We start from the raw sequence: 15,107 nt of genomic DNA, 5'->3' as shown, positions 1-15,107 counted from the left end.
CAGATTCCTCGCGCTGCTCGGAATGACAGATGGCTAGGCTCGCAAGGTCAGGCGGGCTAGGTATTGCTGCTGGTCGTCTTCTTCCAGGAACTCCACCTCGTAGCCGGCGGCTTCGGCGTAATCCTGCAAGATGGTAGGATCGGCGAACAGCCACGCGAAGCCGGGTCCCATTTCGTCTTTGTAGGTCATGGTGTATTCGACCTCGCCGTAGTACGGGCCGTTGAGGTTGAACACCAGGGCGCCTTCTTCGTCTTCGTAGAGGTAGCTGATGTCGGAGGAAGTCGCCAGGATCTGGCCGCCGGGCGCGAGCAGGGCGCGGGCATGCATCAGGAATTTCTCCAGGCCTTCGACCGTGCCCACTAAGCCTAGGCCATTCATCAACATCAGGATGGTATCGAAATGCTCGTCGGTGGCGGGCGCGTCGAATATATCGTGGCGGGCTACTGCGCGTACGCCGCGCGCCTGCATCACCTCCACGGCGCCCGGCGATACATCGATGGCTTTTACCTCAAACCCGCGGCTTTGCAGCTCCAGGGCGTGGGCACCGGCGCCGGCGCCGGCATCGAGGATGCGGCCGCGACACTCTTCCAGCGCGGTGCGCTCTAGCTCGGGCATTTCCCAAAGCGTGCGGTATAAGTAGCTGGCGGGCAGCTGATCATCTTCGGTAACGCTGGAATGCACCGTAACAAAAGCATGACGGTCGCCGTGCTGGTAGGCAAGCAGTGCCTGACCGAGCGGATCGGAAGTACGTGGGTGAGACATGAGGCGAAGATACGTGGACTTAGCCACCTAGGATGAGCGGGGCTTTGTAACCAATACGTAAGCTTGTCCTCGATTAAAAGTTTGGCGAATGGATAAGGCAAGATGCTAGGCGGGCGCAGTAGCGGGCGTACGGCGGCGCAACGGCCGACCTTGTAGCGCCAGAATGAGCACCGCTACCGCCAGCCCGCCGTAGAGCAGTGCCACTAGCCCGGTGCCCAACACGCTAAGCCGGCAGTACCAAGCCAGCAGCGGCAGTACCTGCAAGGCGTGCATGCCAAGGAAATGAGCCACGCGCAAGTCGCCGTGGCGGGTGCTCCAGCCCACGGCAGGCAGGCCAGGGCCGCCATCACGGCCTCCCACGGTGTGGGCCTGCCGCGAAGCCATCAGCCCACCTTCCAAGGCAAAAACCACGAACAGCCCGATGCCCAGCCGAATGGCCCAGGCATAAGCCGGCGGCAGGTCCGGCAGCGGCGCCTGGCAAAACAGCAGCCCGATATAGGCCGTCCACAACATCAAAACCACAACGACCACACCCATCGACGCCGACAACACCGCGTTGAAGGCTGAGTTGAGGTTGAAGTGTGAGCGTTGTCCGCGAGCGGCTTGTCCAGTAATCCAGAGCAGTTCGAGAGCCAATGCCACCACTACCACCCAAGTGTAAATCGATACGGCTGGCCGCGAACCCAGGTAGCCTAGGTACCAACCTAGCGTCCAGGAGAATACGCTGACGGAGACGAAGAACTTGAGTGGCTTGCTCCAGGCGTTGATGCCCCTTACGCGAGTGCTACTGATTCGGATTAGCACGGCGCAGGCCAGCGCCCCAACCAAGCAAACCCAGCCGAAGTAATAGAGCGGTGCGTTGCGCAGTACCAGTGTGGAAAGGAAGTAGCTCATCGAATGACCAATACTTATAGCGAGACAACCACTTTCTGGGCAGATACGCCTTGGCGTTGGGCATCCAGAGCAGCTTGCAAAAAACCTAGGTGCTTGCCAATAACATGCGGCGCCGGGGTAGCAACGAATTGGCCCTCTGCCAAGGCGCGGGGCAGGAAGTCGGCGTAAATAAGTTGGCTAACTTCGTTGTTCATGAGCGTCGTGCCAAAGATAAAGTTCGTGCCGATGCGCCGCGTGCGGGCTTTAAACAGCATCGACACGATGAATCCAACAATCTTCGGGACCTGGCGCAGGAACTGCAAGATCGGCAAGCCCTGCGTGAACTGCTGAAAATCGATGGGGAATGAGGCAATAGAAACAAACTTGTTGCCCTGGCAGGCAGGCAAGATGTCCAGGCAAGCCTCAGTCGAGCCTTGGCCGATGGCCAGCGCGCCGGCGCTCGTCTTACCCTGGAACGCCTTGCTGATGTCGGACACCACGGTCGGGCTGTTGTAGTCGAAAGCCTGACTTGCACCTAGCTTTTTTACGTAGTCAAAATTACGGGGCAAGCAGGTGGTAATCACCTCGTAGCCAGCGGCCACGGCGAGCTGAATGGCGCTGCTGCCCACGCTCGTCGAGCCACCCCAGATGAGCAACGTTTTACCCGTGGGTTTGGGGTTGGCAGAAGGATGGTTGAGCGCCAGCTGGTCTTTTTCGAATAACCCGCAGGCAGCGGTAGATAACCCCAGCGGCAAAACAGCGGCCCTTTCATAGGCTAGGCTGTCGGGGATGGGCGCGGCCATGTGAGCGAGCAGCACGGTGTACTCCTGAAAGGCACCTTCCGCCGATCTGTTGCGCTTTTTATCCATGCCCACGGCCTGACCAATCACCCGGTCGCCGACCTTAAAGCGCGAGACGCTGGCGCCGACTCCCACCACCTCCCCGGCCAGGTCGCTGCCCAAGACGAAGGGGTACTTAAGCCAGCCGTACATAAAGTTGCCGCCAACCTGCTTCATCCAGTACAGTGGATTGATGGCCACGGCGTGGTTCTTCACCACGATTTCGTTCTTCCGCGGGGCAGTGTACGGGGCGGGGTTATTATCGAGAATCGGGGTAGTGAGTTTAAAGTTACCCTGCCCTTACTACCCGCCTAATGCGCACCCTCATCATTGAAGACGAGTACCTGGCGGTGGAGCACCTGCAACTGCTCCTGCGCAAGCATCCGACGGTCGAAGTCATTGCCGTGCTGCCCAGCGTGGCCGAGGCCATCCATTGGCTAGGTACGAATCCGGCGCCCGACTTAATTTTCTCCGACATTCAACTTTCCGACGGATTGAGCTTTGAGATATACGACGCGGTAGCCGTGCGCGCGCCCATCATCTATCACTACCAGCTTCGACGAGTATGCGCTGAAGGCTTTTACGCTGCTTAGCCTCGACTATCTACTCAAGCCCATCCAGGGCGCTGACTTAGCCCGGGCGCTGGAAAAGCATGCGTATTGGCTCGCCCAGACCACACCACAGGAACAGTTACGGGGAGGAGAGTCGCAGCTGGCGAAGGTGCAGCAGCTGCTAGAGCAGTTCGCGCCCACCCAGCCGCGCTACCGGCAGCGCTTCCTGGTCACGGCCGGGGAGCAGCTGCTACCGGTGGCGGTGGAAGAAATTGCCTACTGCTTTACCCAGCACGAACTCGTGTACCTGGTGCGCCACGACGGCCGCAAGTTTCCCCTCGAACACAAGCTGGAAAAGCTGGAGACGCTGCTCGACCCGGCCGTGTTTTTCCGCTTGAACCGCCAGTACCTGGTGTCGCTCAAGGCCATCGACAAAATCTATCCTTACTTCGCCGGCAAGCTAAAAATCGAGCTGCGGCCCCCGCGAGCCGAGGAAATCCTGGTGAGTCGCGACCGGACCCCCATCTTAAAACGCTGGCTGGAGTAAAGGTTGCGTTCAGGAGTCGAACCAAGGCTAAACTCGCTGGTTGTCAGCAATACCTAGCTTGTAAGACCTTATCAAATTAGGAGTCATTTCGACCAACGGGAGAAATGACAGACTGAATTTTGTTTTTACCTAGTTGGATAACTTCTTAGCCAATGATGTCCCGCTTCACCAAAACGACCCTGCCCACCAAGCTGTGCCTGACCTGCGGCCGGCCGTTTGCCTACCGTAAGAAGTGGCGCAACTGCTGGGACGAGGTGAAGTATTGCGGCGAAAAGTGCCAGCGCAACAAACCTAGGTCGCAAACAGCGCCGTCCGCCGGCAGCTAGCCTTGCTGGTTTCCTAACGCTTGGTGCATTCTTGCCAGCCCGTCTTGTGTTGTTGGGCCTGACGCTATATTCCTTTCCGCCTCTCCGCCGTCAGTGCCAACAAGTTCGTAGAGCAGAACCTAGGTTACCACATCCTACTCGCTTGGTGTTGCCGTTGTCGCCACTGCCGTGGAAGCGAGCAGTCGAACAAAGCCAGTAATTACTTGCTCGTGCCAGCTACGGAGTTAGCATCACGACCTAGGTTTGTCCAGGTAGCGGTACATCTCGCTGGCCGCCAACAGGAAAGCACCCACCCCAAAATTGGCCGTCGAATTTTTGTCGACCACCTGGCCGGGAATGGCTTTCTCCCCGATGGGCTGCACATAGCCGATGGTACCGTCGGGCTGCAAGGCGTTGGTCGTGAGATACTGCCAGGCGCGCTGCACCGTCGGCAGGTAGTCTTTTTTGTTGAGCACGCCGTGGTTGATGCCCCAGAGCAGGCCGTAGGTGTAGAAGGCGGTGCCGCTGGTTTCGGGGCCGGGCGCGTGCTGCGGGTCGAGGAGGCTGCGCGTCCAGTAGCCTTCGGGTTGCTGGGCCTTTTTGATGGCGGCAGCCAGACCTAGGTACTTGCTCAGGTATTCGGCGCGGTGCGGGGCGTCGGCCGGCAGATCCTGGAGCACTTTGGCCAGGCCCGCCAGCACCCAACCGTCGCCGCGGGCCCAGAAATCCTTTTTGCCGTTTGCCGACTTGTGCTGCGGGTACACGTACTTGGCGTCGCGGTAGTACAGGCCCGTTTCGGAGTCGTACATGATGCTGTTGGCGTAGCTGAAGTACTCGTGCAGCTTTTCCAGGTACTGCGGATTGCCCGTCACCTTGTAGAGCTTGGTCATCACCGGCATCACCATGTAGAGGCCATCGGCCCACCACCAGTAGTCGTTCTGGTTGGTGCTCATTTCGTACTCCATCACCTCGCGGGCACGGGCAATGCGCTGGGGCTCCGGCTTGAGGTTGTACAGGTCGATGTAGGTTTGAAAGCAAATCTGCCAATCACCAAACAGCACGTAGTCAGGCGTTTCGCCATACTTGTACTTCCAGGCCGACTTGTCGTCGGTGGTGGCGCCTTTCCAGTTGTTATGCACGGCCCAGTCTTCGGCGTACTGCCGGTATTTGTCGTTTTTGGTTACGGCATAGGCGGCCATGTTGCCGGTCTGGTAAGCCGCTACATCCCAAAAAGCGCGCTGCTGCGGCGGGTGTTCGGCCTGCCAATGGTCGTTCACTTTGGTGATGAGCGGCAGCACTTCCTCTTTCTTCGGCAAGGCTTTTCCGGTGCCAGCATTGGAGGTTTTGGAAGTAGTGCAGCCAGTGTCCAGCAGACCAACAAGGGCTATCAGCGTGGCGGTTAACAGATGCTTAGGGTTTATCATGGAGCCGACCTAGGTAGTAGGAGGAAAGGTAATTCGCACGCAAAGAAAGCGTTACTTCAGCTTAACCGGCTGAATGCCGGCGTGGGTAGGAGTCACGGGCTTGATGCTGCCGTCGGGGTTAAACTCCAGCTTGTCGATGCACACTTCGCGGTGGTAGCCAGCGGCCCGGCCCATCGTGATGCCCTTGGGGTAGGTGAAGCGGTGATACACCAAGTACCACTCGTCGCGGCCGGGAATCTGAATGACGGAGTTGTGGCCGGTGGCGTAGATGCCCGCCGCTGCATCCTTGTTGATTACTAAGTTGTTGGCTGGCACCTTAATCGGACCTAGGGGAGAAGTGGCCGTGCCATAGCGCACCCGATAGTCAGGGTCGCGGGTGTCGTTTTCGCTCCACATAAAGTAGTACGTCCCGTTGCGGAACAGCACGTAAACGCCCTCGCGGAAGGTGTTGTCCGGCGTCAGCACGCGCGTGGTGCCGGGCTTCAGCGACACCAGGTCGTCGTTCAGCTCCGCGCAAGCTAGGTAGCCGTTGCCCCAGTAGAGGTAGAGCTTGCCGGATTGCGGGTCGCGGAACACGGCCGGGTCAATCTGCTGGCCACCTTTTACGCCTTCGGGCCGTTGGTCGAGCAGAGGCTTGCCAGAGTCGACAAACGGGCCGGTCGGATTATCGGCCAGTGCTACTCCGATCTTGGCGCCCGCGCAAAAATAATAGGCGTACTTATAGCCGCTGGCCGTCTTTTGCTCGATGATGGTCGGCGCCCAGGCCCGGGTTTTTTCCCAACTCACGTCTTTGGGCAGATCCAGAATCACGCCCTCATCCTTCCAGTTCACCAGGTCATTGGAAGAAAACGTCTTGAAGTACGTGCCCGACCAGCCGGTGAATCCGTCGCTGGTGGGGTAGAGGTAAAACTTGCCGGTTTTTTGCGAGTACAGAATATCCGGGTCGGCGTAGTAGCCGCTCAAAACCGGGTTGTGTGGGTCGGTGACCTGAATATCTATCGCCTGCTTGCGGCTACCCACGCTCACGGTGTAGCGCACGGGTCCTTTGGTGAAATCCTGGGCGCCGGTGGGTGCCACCGTCACCCCAGAAAAGGTGGCGAAAGCTGGATCAAACGATTTAAGATTAGTGCCCGGCTTCACGAAGAAAGACACCTTCCCACCTAGGCTATCCACGACGGTATTGTTCTTCCGAATAGCTAGGTTTTGCGCGGTCGGCAGCACATCAGTTGGCGCTAGCCAGCGGGCGGCCAGGCGCGCGGCTTCAGTGGCCGTGATGGGCAGCACGGTGCCGTGCCGGGGGTGGAAGTTCATGCTCACTTCGCTGTCTACCACCGTGAAGTGCTGCAAGTCGTGGGTACGCGTGAACTGATAGTTGCCCTTGGTGTACACGTCGTACATCAGGATGTAGTCGTCGGAGTTATTGAGCTTGAAGGTGCCCGCGCCTTCCACGGGGTCGGTAGTTTGCTGCACGTACTTGTCTTGCAGCACGTAGCCTCCCGTGAGCTTGTCCGATACGGCTATCTTGATGCCGTTGCCCTGGCCTTCCGTCTTGAAAAACAAATAGTTTCTGCCGTCTTTCTGCACAATGTCGCCGTCGATGCAGGACCCGTTGGTAGGACTGAAAAACAGCTGCTTCGGCTCGCCTTCTAAGTCGGTAAAGTCCTTGTTGGCGTAAGCGTAGTAGATCTTGTCGGGGTCTTTGCCGTGCTTCATCGAGAAGTACACCATGTACTTCCTGGCTTTCGCATCATAAATGGTTTGCGGAGCCCACACCCGCTGCAAGTCTTCCTGGCCGCGGTACTTCTTCTGGATGTTGACAATGCTGGACTTCCAGGTAATCAGGTCAGTAGAGCGCAGCAGCACCATGGCGCGGTTGGAGCTCCAGCCCTTGGCCGATACCATGTCGGTAGCTACCATGTAGAACGTTTTGCCGTCGGCGCCGCGCAGAATGTGCGGGTCGCGCACCCCACCGGTTTCGCTGATGGCGGCCGAGCTGATGACCGGCCGGTTGCCATTCAGGGCCACGTAGTGGTAGCCGTCGTTGCTCAGGGCAAAGCGGATAGCTTCCTCGTTTTTGTCGTTGCCGGTGAAATAGGCGAACAAATAGGCGCTGTACGGCTCTTTTTTAGGCGGCTTGGCCGTGGCAGGCGCAGTTAGCACCAACGTGCTAAGCAGCAGAAGCAATAGGGCGAAAGGGCGTTTCATCAATCGTTATGAATTAAAACCTAGGTTGTGTAGCGCGGAACGGATTTCCGCGCTACACAACCTAGGTTTTCGGCACAAACTGCGCGTACGCGGCACCGAAGCCAACCCGGCGAGTTCCCACTCCCGCCTGGCCAGCCGGCAACAGTCTTCTCTCCTTTGCAAAACCTTATTTCTCAACAACATCGGTTGCGTTCGAAGGCTGCTGTCGGTGCCGCGTGTTGCGCAGTTTTTGTCGGGTTCCTGAGTTATTTGAATTGCACAATCTTCTTGCTACCATCGGCGAAGTCGACCTGCACACTGTTATTCTGGGCGGAATAGGCTAACTTTTTCACCGGTACCAGCTCATCGTCGGTCCACTTCTGGCCAGCCTTTTTCCAGAGCATGAGCGTGGCATAGATGGGCTCCTTGCCGGGCACGAAAGTAGCCGCGGCGTCGAGCACCGTACTGGCATTGCTGGCGGGGTGCAAGCCCTTGGCGTCTACTGCCTCGGCTGTTTCCCAGCCGCTGAGCGGCACCAGCGCCAACTGATAAGTTCCGTTGCTGATGAGCTGCACCTGACGGCCGCGCACTTTGCGCATTTCCCGCTTAATGGGTTGATTTCCAAGCTGTGGCAGCGCATAGTGGCCCAGGCGCACGGCCGTGACTTCGGAGCCCGTGTTCTTGTCCACGCGCAGGATGCCGTTGGGCAACGTAATGTCGGCCAGGCTCAGGCGCAGGTTTTTGTTGGTTTCCAGCTCGGCGTCGCGGTAGTACACGCCATCTTCGAAGCGCCTGAAGGTGTAGAGGCGCAGGGGCTCCCACTGATTTTCCTTGTTCTTGAAGACGTAGTTCATGGCTACCTCGCCGTTTGGGCCATCGGCTTGCCAGGGGAAAGCACTGTTGTAGCTCAGGCGGTTGTAGTTCTCGCTGCCGCGAAACGGCTCGCCCGCCCCGATGACAGGCACGTGGCACCACGCCCGGATTTCGGCGGCCCCGCTGTTCGGGTAGTCGGTGATGAGGATGTTGGAGCCCGGCTCGTACTTGTTGAACACCGTGCCCGGCGCCAGCTCTTTCGTCGCCCAGGCGCCTTCATTCTCCGTGGCCGTCCAGAAAGGGCTATCGGCAGGCACCAACAGACCTAGGAACGCTTTGGCCAGCCAGAACACGCTCCCGCGGCAGCTGTACGACTGCACCGCCGGATCGAAGGGGCCGTAGAAACCTAGGTTCGGAATGTTATCCTGCAAGAAGTCAGGGTTTTCCAGGAACTGGAGCATGGCGCCCGAGGCAATGCGCCGCATCCAGCCGAAGTTGGTGCCCGGCTCCGGGTGCAAACCCATCAGCGGGAACGGCACCACCGCCGCAAACCGGTAGGCGATGCTGCGCCCCCACATAATCATGCTGCCGTCGCGCCCAAACATATACGGGTAGTTGTCCTTGAGCGGGGCGAAGTTGGCATTCAGCTGCTGGGCTATGGCCGGGTAATGCTCCCGCCCGAAGTACTCCGACCACAGGCGGCCGTACATCTGGAAGGCCCACATGCTGTAGTAATCGTAGGCGGGTGCGTCGTGGTACCAGCCCTCGCCGCGGTAGTGGGTCAGCTGCTTTTGCAGGTACTCCTCCATCAGCTTCTCGTTCACCTGGTAGCCCCGGCTTTTGTAGAAGCTGAGAATGAAGATGTTGAAGTAGCGCCAGTTCTGTGCTACCGTCGGGCCGTCGCCGTAGCTGAGCATGGTGGCGGCCAGGGCTTTCTTGGTAGTCTCAGGCAGCGGGTCCCACAGCACTTCGGGCGCGGCAAACAGGGCCACCGACAAGCCGCCAAACTCCACCAGGTTTTGGCTGGGTCCGCCGTTGGCGGCGCGCGGCTTGATGTAGGTGTCACTGCCAGGGTCTACCAACCGGCTTAGCTGGTGGCGGTAGTAGTCGGCTACTTTAACGCCGTTCAGCGTTAGCCCAGGGTTTTCCTTCAGCAGTGGCGCGGCCATAAACAGCGTGCGGCACAGGCCTTCGAGCTTTTCCGTCGGCACTTGCCCCGCATTGCGCGGATAGCTCTTACCCGGCTGCTTCGGAAACTGCATCGGGTCGTCGAGCGTGTGGATGTAGCTGAAAGCGCCCGTGAGCAGATACTGCGCGGCCTGCTGCCAATGCTTGCGCGTCATGCCCGTGAAAGGGCTGAGCTTCTTGTCGGGCTGCTCTATTTTGAAAGGCGGCAGCTTGGTATCAGGGCGCGCGACGGTTGTCGTGAAGGTGGTAGGCGGGGTGGTCTGGGCGTGCGCCAGGGTACCCGGCAGCAAGGCCAAGCCCAAAGCGAGTAAGGTGCTGTTTTTCATTAAGCCAAGTACCCTGACTGGCGAAGCAGGCAAGTACTTATTGAGGGTAAATGATGGATTTCGTATAGTGGCAACCCGGTAAGTGTCGCCCACTTTTCTACGGCTTCTCGAAAGTATGCACCTTGCAGGTCGAATAGCAGGGACGTTTTGAGCATAAACCGGGGACAAATTCACTCTCCCCTACTCCGCCTGCTTATAGCCCAGTGGGTCCTTCTGGGCGGCGCTGTGCTACTGCGCAACGGCTGCCTTTTTGGGCTGGTCGAACACACCTAGGTTCCAGCGGTCGGCCCATTGCAAGCGGGGCTGGTCGCCCTCAAAGCTGAGCGGCAGCCAGATGTAGCCGCCCTCAATGGGGTTCTTGGGCGTCCAGCGGTCAGCCATAAAAATGAAGGCGTTTTTCTTGCCTGCCACCGGCAGGATGTAGGTGCTCTGCGAGTGATAGGTCGAGTCGGCGTCGGGTCCGGTAGCAGGGTTGCCGAGCTGCTGCCACGGCCCCCAGATGGAGGAAGAGACGAACGAACGCGCCGCATTCGGGGCCCAACCGGTACACCCCGAGGTGATGAGGTAGTACTTGCCGTTGCGCTTGCACAACGCCGGCGCTTCGTTGTGGCCCGCTGGCGCGATGGTGTTCCAACGGCCCGTAAAGCCTTGGTAGTCGTCAGTCAGCTCGGCTACGTGCAGCGTCAGGTTTTCTTCCGAAGAATGAATGTTGTACGCTTTACCATCATCGTCAACAAACACGGTCATGTCGCGGGCCATCTGACCCGGCTGCAAGTCGCGCCGGACAAACAGGCCCTCCGTCACGGCTTTGCGCCACTCCGGCGTCCACCATTTCAGGTTAGCCTCGTTGGGCGCCGGTTGCTTCCATTCTTCCTTGAAACCTAGGGGCCACTGCCCCGCGCCCGGCCGGTACGAGCGCATGTAGGCGTAAGGGCCGGTAGCTTTGTCGCTCACGGCTACGGCCGTGCGGGCAGCGCTGTAGCCTTTGCCCTTCAGCTCCAGGTGAAACCACATCACGTACTTGCCGGTCTTCTTGTTGAACACCACCTTGGGTCGCTCGATGACGCTGCCTTTCTCAATCTCGGAGCCAGAGCCCTCGGGCGCAACCGTTAGAGCAATACCTTCATCCTTCCAGTTGTAGAGGTCGGTGGAAGAATAGCAGTGGACCCCGACTTGCGCGCTGTTGCCCCTAGGTCCGGCAATCTTGTGCTCGCCGAACAAGTAGTAGCGGCCCTTGTCGTAGAGCACGCCCGCGCCGTGAGCATTAAGGTGGGTACCCTTGTCATCGGGCCACACCTTGCCAGGCTCGAAAGCGGTCAGCTTCTGCTGCGCCTGGGTTGCGCTAGCCAACGTCAACAGTAGCCCAAGGAGAGTCTTTTTCATACTACAACGCTTGTTTATGAGTAGCCGGACTTTGCAGCCCGCGCGTGGAAATCAGCAAACGCGGACTACAAAGCCCGCGCTGCGTTATCAATTGATTATCTGGCGCAACTCGCTGAGAATCGGATGGTCGAGCGTGGTGAGGGTGCTTTGTTGCGGCTTGAGCAGCTCTAGCACCGTGATGTCGTTGGCGCCCTTCCTGAGCCACTCGGCCGGCACGTAGATGGTTTGCTGCGGGCCGATAGCCCAGTACCGACCTAGGTTGTGGCCGTTCACCCACACGCTGCCCTTGCCCCAGGCGCGCATGTCGAGGTAAGTATCGGTGGGCGCGGCGACGGTGAACGTGGTCGAGCGCAGCACCGGCGCGCTGCTGGCAACTGGCGCCGTGCCGATGACCTTCTCAACCGTAGGCGCCTGATTGAAGGGCAGCCCGTACATGCGCCAGCTGGTCAGTTCACGTCTGTCGAGGCTCACGCTCTTCGTGATGCCTTTGTTGTTCTCCAGCAGATACTTACCAAAGTTGATGCGACCTAGGTTCTCCACCAAGATATCAAGCTGCACCTGCCCGGCGGGCAATGCTACGCGCATACTATCTTGGTTCTGGCGGCGGTCGAGGGTACCCACGCGCTTGCCATTCACCAGCACCACAGCGTAGTCGCGCAACGCGTTAATCTTCAGCATTTTGCTGCCACCACCCGGCACCGTTGTGCGGTACAGCACGAAGCCGTAGGCTTGCTTCAACTGCTCGAAGGTGAGCGGCCTGGCACTGGTCACGGGCGTGGGCAGGCGGTCGAGCAGACTGGCGCTGCGAGTCAGCTGCATGGCGGGCAGCATCGTGCTGGGCTTGGCAGCGGGCACCGGCGGCAAGGGTTGACTGGCAGGACGGTACCGAGCAATGACCTCGCGGAAAGCCCGGAACTTGGCCGTGGCGTTGCCCGCCTCATCCAGCGGGGCGTCGTAGTCGTAGCTGCTGATCTGGGGCTCGTAGTGCGAGGTGTCGCCCTTGTAGTTGGCCCCGTTCATGAAGTCGCGCGTGGTGCCGCCGTGAAACATGTACATGTTGATCGACATACCCGCACGCAGCACCGAGTCCAGCCCCGGCGTGTATTTTTCCAGCGGCACGGTATGGTGGCGCGTGCCCCACCAGTCAAACCAGGCCGGGTACCATTCGGCCACGTAGTAAGGGCCTTTGCCCTCGTGGTTGGCCTGCACGATTTTGCGAATCTGCCGGGGCTTGTCTATGCCATTGACCCCCGGTAGCAGGCCGGGCAGGTGGCCAGCCGCCACGTCGCGGGCGGGGTCGCAGGTGTAGAGCAGGCCATCGAAACCGGCCTGTTCAAACAGCTTTTTATTTAGGGCTAGGTATTCCTTGTCGTTGCCGTACGAGCCGTATTCGTTTTCCACCTGCACCATCAGCACCGGTCCGCCGTGGTTGACTTGCAACGGGGCGAGCTGCTTGCCCACCGCCTCGATGTAGCGCTTGTAGGCGGCCACGTACTGCGGCTCCTGGCTGCGCACCTTCAGGCCGGGCACGTTTTGCAGCCAGTACGGGTAGCCGCCAAACTCCCATTCGGCGCACACGTAGGGGCTAGGTCGCAGCACCACCCACAGGCCTTCTTCCTGGGCCATCTTCACAAAAGCAGCCACGTCGTTGTTGCCGCTGAAGTCGTATTTGCCCGGCTGGGGCTCGTGCACATTCCAGAACACGTAGGTGCCTATCGTGTTCAGCCCCATGGCTTTGGCCATCTTCATGCGGGCCCGCCACGCTTCCCGCGGAATGCGCGGGTAGTGCAGCTCGCCCGATATCATCTGAAACGGCTTGCCATCGAGCAGGAAGTTTTCGCTGCTGAGGCTAAAGGTGTGTTGGGCCGGTTTGGTTGGGGTCGGATAAAAGACCGGCGCGGTCGTCAGGCCCAGGCTGCCCAGCAGGCAGGCGCCCATAAAATACTTCACCATTAGGTCTAGCGTTACTTAGTTGGCTTGGCTGTTTAGAGTAAGTGAGTAGCTGAGTAATTGAGTAAATGGTTGAACGTCATTACGCAGTTACTCAGCTACTCCCCTACCACCCCGGGTTTTGGCGCATCTGCGGCACCTTGCGGATTTCGGCGTCCGGGATGGGCAGCAGGTACATTTCGGGGCGGAAGTTGTGGCGGCGAATCGTGGGCACCACGTTGTAGGTGTAAGGGCCCGGCGCGGCGGTTGTGCCCCGGTTGGTGATGCGCATGCGGTTGTTGTAGGCATTGCTGATTACCATGGCCGTTTTCCAGCGGCGAATGTCGTTCCAGCGGTGGTCTTCGTAGGCTAGCTCGATGTGGCGCTCGTTGCGGATCAGCTCGCGGGCCTCGCTTTGGCTGATGCCGGACTTGATGCCGTAGCGCGCCGGCGAACCGGGCGTGATGCCGGCCCGGCGCCGAATATCAAAGATCTGCGCCATAGCATCTTCTGTGCGACCTAGCTCGTTGAGGGCTTCGGCGTAGTTGAGCTTCACCTCCGCTAAGCGGATCAGCGGCCAGCTGCGCTCGGTGTTCGAGCCGCCGCCCTGCGAGGTGGTCGAGTCGCACATCTTGCGGCCGTAGTAGCCCGTGGCGGAAGTCGTGACGTCGAAGCCATCGGTGGGTGCGCCCTCGTAGGTGTACACCGGCGCGGCCCGCCCCGCCGACGACAGGTAGTACGACGAGCCGTTGTAGATAATGGTGTAGTTGAAGCGCGGGTCGCGCCCGACGTAGGGGTTGGCCGCGTTGTAGCCCGAAGTGGGGTCGGTGATGGCCTTGCCGTTGCGCATCGGGAAGGCATCCACGATGTTCTGCGTCGGCATCGAGTACTTGTTCCCGCCCCGCGTAGACGGGTTGTAGTACAGCTCCATATCCTTGTTGGCGGGGCGGTGGTAAGCGAAGATGTACTCGGAGTTTACGCGCCGCAGAAAAACGGAGTAGAAGCCGTAGCCGGGCTTAGTCACGTTGTCTTCGTTCAGCGAATAAGTACCTAGGTCGATAACGGCCTTGGCGGCATCGGCGGCTTTCTGCCAGCGGCTCGGGTCGGTGCTGGGGTAGCTTACCAGCGCGGCCAGCGAAGCATCGCTGGTTTCGGCGCCGCCGTTGAAGAGCGGGCTGGCCGCCTGAAGCAGAATGCGACTCTTCAGGGCCAGGCAGGCGCCACGCGTAACGCGGCCGTAGTCGGGCGCCGAATACTCGGCGGCGATGGGCAGCTGCGGAGCAATTTCGTCCAGCTCCGCGGTCAGGTAGTCGATGCCGTCGGCGTAAGACGTGCGCGGCATATCAATCACATCTTCAATGCCATATACCTTATCCCCGACGATCGGCACGCCGCCGAAGGTCACCAGCAGATAGTGGTAGTACCATGCCCGCAGGAAACGGGCTTCCGCCGTCACCCTGGCCTGCATCTTCTTCGACAGCGGCGTGCGGGGCAGCTGACTCATCAGCAGGTTTACGCGCCGGATGTTGGCCCAGGGCGTCACCCAAAAGTCGCTGGCGTCACTGGTCGAAAACGCCGTGCCGTTGCCCATGAAGGCGAGCGGCGTCACGATGCCGCTGTAGAGCTGCACGGCCACCTGCCCCGTACCTGAAAAGACGTACTCCGCGTCGTCGGTGGCGAGTTCGGTGTTGCCGTGGTTCGACCAGCGCAGCTTCTGGAAGCTAAACCCCGCGTCGGCGTAGATGCGGCTCAGGAAGGCCATGGTGCGCGTGCTGTCGCTGAATACCGTTTGTTCGGTCAGCGCACTGGTTTTGGGCTCCAGAAAGTCGTCTTTCTTACAGGCACTCAGCATCGCCGTGACGCCCAGCAGTAGTATAAGTAGTTTTTTCATACAAAGTGCAGAAAAGCAGTAAGTAGTGAAACAGCGAGTTATGAAATGGGAGTGCAGGCTCTGTTTGCTCCATTCGAGCAATGCGCGCAGTT

The 15,107-nt window shown here is 59.5% G+C and carries 12 protein-coding genes; 3 read left to right on the top strand and 9 right to left on the bottom strand.

All coding sequences use genetic code 11. The annotated features are described in order from the left end of the window. Window positions 1–33: 33 nt before the first annotated feature. The 3 genes from IEX74_RS13465 to IEX74_RS13455 all read right to left on the bottom strand — a co-directional run bounded on the left by IEX74_RS13465 (window position 34) and on the right by IEX74_RS13455 (window position 2,693). Complete coding sequence (locus tag IEX74_RS13465; protein ID WP_188814496.1) at window positions 34–762, bottom strand: class I SAM-dependent methyltransferase; 729 nt, start codon at window positions 760–762, stop codon at window positions 34–36. A 105-nt stretch (window positions 763–867) separates the two neighbouring features. After that, the gene (locus IEX74_RS13460; RefSeq protein WP_188814495.1) at window positions 868–1,656 is read right to left on the bottom strand and encodes a hypothetical protein; all 789 of its coding nucleotides are present in this window, start codon (window positions 1,654–1,656) and stop codon (window positions 868–870) included. A gap of 14 nt (window positions 1,657–1,670) precedes the next feature. Then, complete coding sequence (locus tag IEX74_RS13455) at window positions 1,671–2,693, bottom strand: zinc-binding alcohol dehydrogenase family protein (protein ID WP_229755281.1); 1,023 nt, start codon at window positions 2,691–2,693, stop codon at window positions 1,671–1,673. 95 nt (window positions 2,694–2,788) lie between these two features. On the opposite strand from IEX74_RS13455, the gene IEX74_RS23260 reads away from it, so the two are divergent. From IEX74_RS23260 to IEX74_RS13445, 3 genes are all read left to right on the top strand, one after another. Further along, complete coding sequence (locus tag IEX74_RS23260) at window positions 2,789–3,067, top strand: LytR/AlgR family response regulator transcription factor (RefSeq protein ID WP_229755280.1); 279 nt, start codon at window positions 2,789–2,791, stop codon at window positions 3,065–3,067. Between the two features lie 127 nt (window positions 3,068–3,194). Beyond that, window positions 3,195–3,572 (top strand): LytR/AlgR family response regulator transcription factor, encoded by a 378-nt coding sequence (locus IEX74_RS23255; RefSeq protein ID WP_229755279.1) that lies wholly within the window; start codon window positions 3,195–3,197, stop codon window positions 3,570–3,572. 152 nt (window positions 3,573–3,724) lie between these two features. Beyond that, on the top strand, window positions 3,725–3,898 hold the full coding sequence (locus tag IEX74_RS13445; RefSeq protein ID WP_188814494.1) for a DUF2256 domain-containing protein: 174 nt from the start codon (window positions 3,725–3,727) through the stop codon (window positions 3,896–3,898). A gap of 230 nt (window positions 3,899–4,128) precedes the next feature. Here IEX74_RS13445 and IEX74_RS13440 read toward each other — a convergent pair whose 3' ends face one another. From IEX74_RS13440 to IEX74_RS13415, 6 genes are all read right to left on the bottom strand, one after another. Beyond that, on the bottom strand, window positions 4,129–5,301 hold the full coding sequence (locus IEX74_RS13440; protein WP_188814493.1) for a glycoside hydrolase family 88/105 protein: 1,173 nt from the start codon (window positions 5,299–5,301) through the stop codon (window positions 4,129–4,131). Window positions 5,302–5,352: 51 nt separating this feature from the next. Further along, entirely contained in the window at window positions 5,353–7,506 is a 2,154-nt protein-coding gene (locus IEX74_RS13435; protein WP_188814492.1) for a glycoside hydrolase family 43 protein, read from the bottom strand. Window positions 7,507–7,751: 245 nt separating this feature from the next. Beyond that, window positions 7,752–9,812: a DUF2264 domain-containing protein gene (locus tag IEX74_RS13430; RefSeq protein ID WP_188814491.1), complete on the bottom strand. Its 2,061-nt coding sequence runs from the start codon at window positions 9,810–9,812 to the stop codon at window positions 7,752–7,754. Between the two features lie 228 nt (window positions 9,813–10,040). Then, complete coding sequence (locus tag IEX74_RS13425) at window positions 10,041–11,195, bottom strand: glycoside hydrolase family 43 protein (RefSeq protein WP_188814490.1); 1,155 nt, start codon at window positions 11,193–11,195, stop codon at window positions 10,041–10,043. An 87-nt stretch (window positions 11,196–11,282) separates the two neighbouring features. Then, entirely contained in the window at window positions 11,283–13,148 is a 1,866-nt protein-coding gene (locus IEX74_RS13420; RefSeq protein ID WP_229755278.1) for a glycoside hydrolase family 35 protein, read from the bottom strand. A gap of 103 nt (window positions 13,149–13,251) precedes the next feature. After that, window positions 13,252–15,015 carry a RagB/SusD family nutrient uptake outer membrane protein gene (locus IEX74_RS13415; RefSeq protein WP_188814489.1) on the bottom strand — a complete coding sequence of 588 codons (1,764 nt, stop codon included), beginning with the start codon at window positions 15,013–15,015 and terminating at the stop codon, window positions 13,252–13,254. Window positions 15,016–15,107 lie beyond the last annotated feature (92 nt).

It is taken from the genome of Hymenobacter cavernae, assembly GCF_014641455.1.
Taxonomy (GTDB): Bacteria; Bacteroidota; Bacteroidia; order Cytophagales; family Hymenobacteraceae; genus Hymenobacter; species Hymenobacter cavernae.
The sequence above is the reverse complement of the archived record's forward strand: the minus strand, read 5'-3'. Positions and strand labels throughout refer to the sequence as shown.

Excerpts from the sequence above, each read along its gene's own strand:
- IEX74_RS13465 (WP_188814496.1), bottom strand. The coding sequence starts at position 762 with ATGTCTCACCCACGTACTTCCGATCCGCTCGGTCAGGCACTGCTTGCC.
- IEX74_RS13420 (WP_229755278.1), bottom strand. The coding sequence starts at position 13,148 with ATGGTGAAGTATTTTATGGGCGCCTGCCTGCTGGGCAGCCTGGGCCTG.
- IEX74_RS13415 (WP_188814489.1), bottom strand. The coding sequence starts at position 15,015 with ATGAAAAAACTACTTATACTACTGCTGGGCGTCACGGCGATGCTGAGT.
- IEX74_RS13460 (WP_188814495.1), bottom strand. The coding sequence starts at position 1,656 with ATGAGCTACTTCCTTTCCACACTGGTACTGCGCAACGCACCGCTCTAT.
- IEX74_RS23260 (WP_229755280.1), top strand. The coding sequence starts at position 2,789 with ATGCGCACCCTCATCATTGAAGACGAGTACCTGGCGGTGGAGCACCTG.
- IEX74_RS13440 (WP_188814493.1), bottom strand. The coding sequence starts at position 5,301 with ATGATAAACCCTAAGCATCTGTTAACCGCCACGCTGATAGCCCTTGTT.
- IEX74_RS13435 (WP_188814492.1), bottom strand. The coding sequence starts at position 7,506 with ATGAAACGCCCTTTCGCCCTATTGCTTCTGCTGCTTAGCACGTTGGTG.
- IEX74_RS13430 (WP_188814491.1), bottom strand. The coding sequence starts at position 9,812 with ATGAAAAACAGCACCTTACTCGCTTTGGGCTTGGCCTTGCTGCCGGGT.
- IEX74_RS13425 (WP_188814490.1), bottom strand. The coding sequence starts at position 11,195 with ATGAAAAAGACTCTCCTTGGGCTACTGTTGACGTTGGCTAGCGCAACC.
- IEX74_RS13445 (WP_188814494.1), top strand. The coding sequence starts at position 3,725 with ATGATGTCCCGCTTCACCAAAACGACCCTGCCCACCAAGCTGTGCCTG.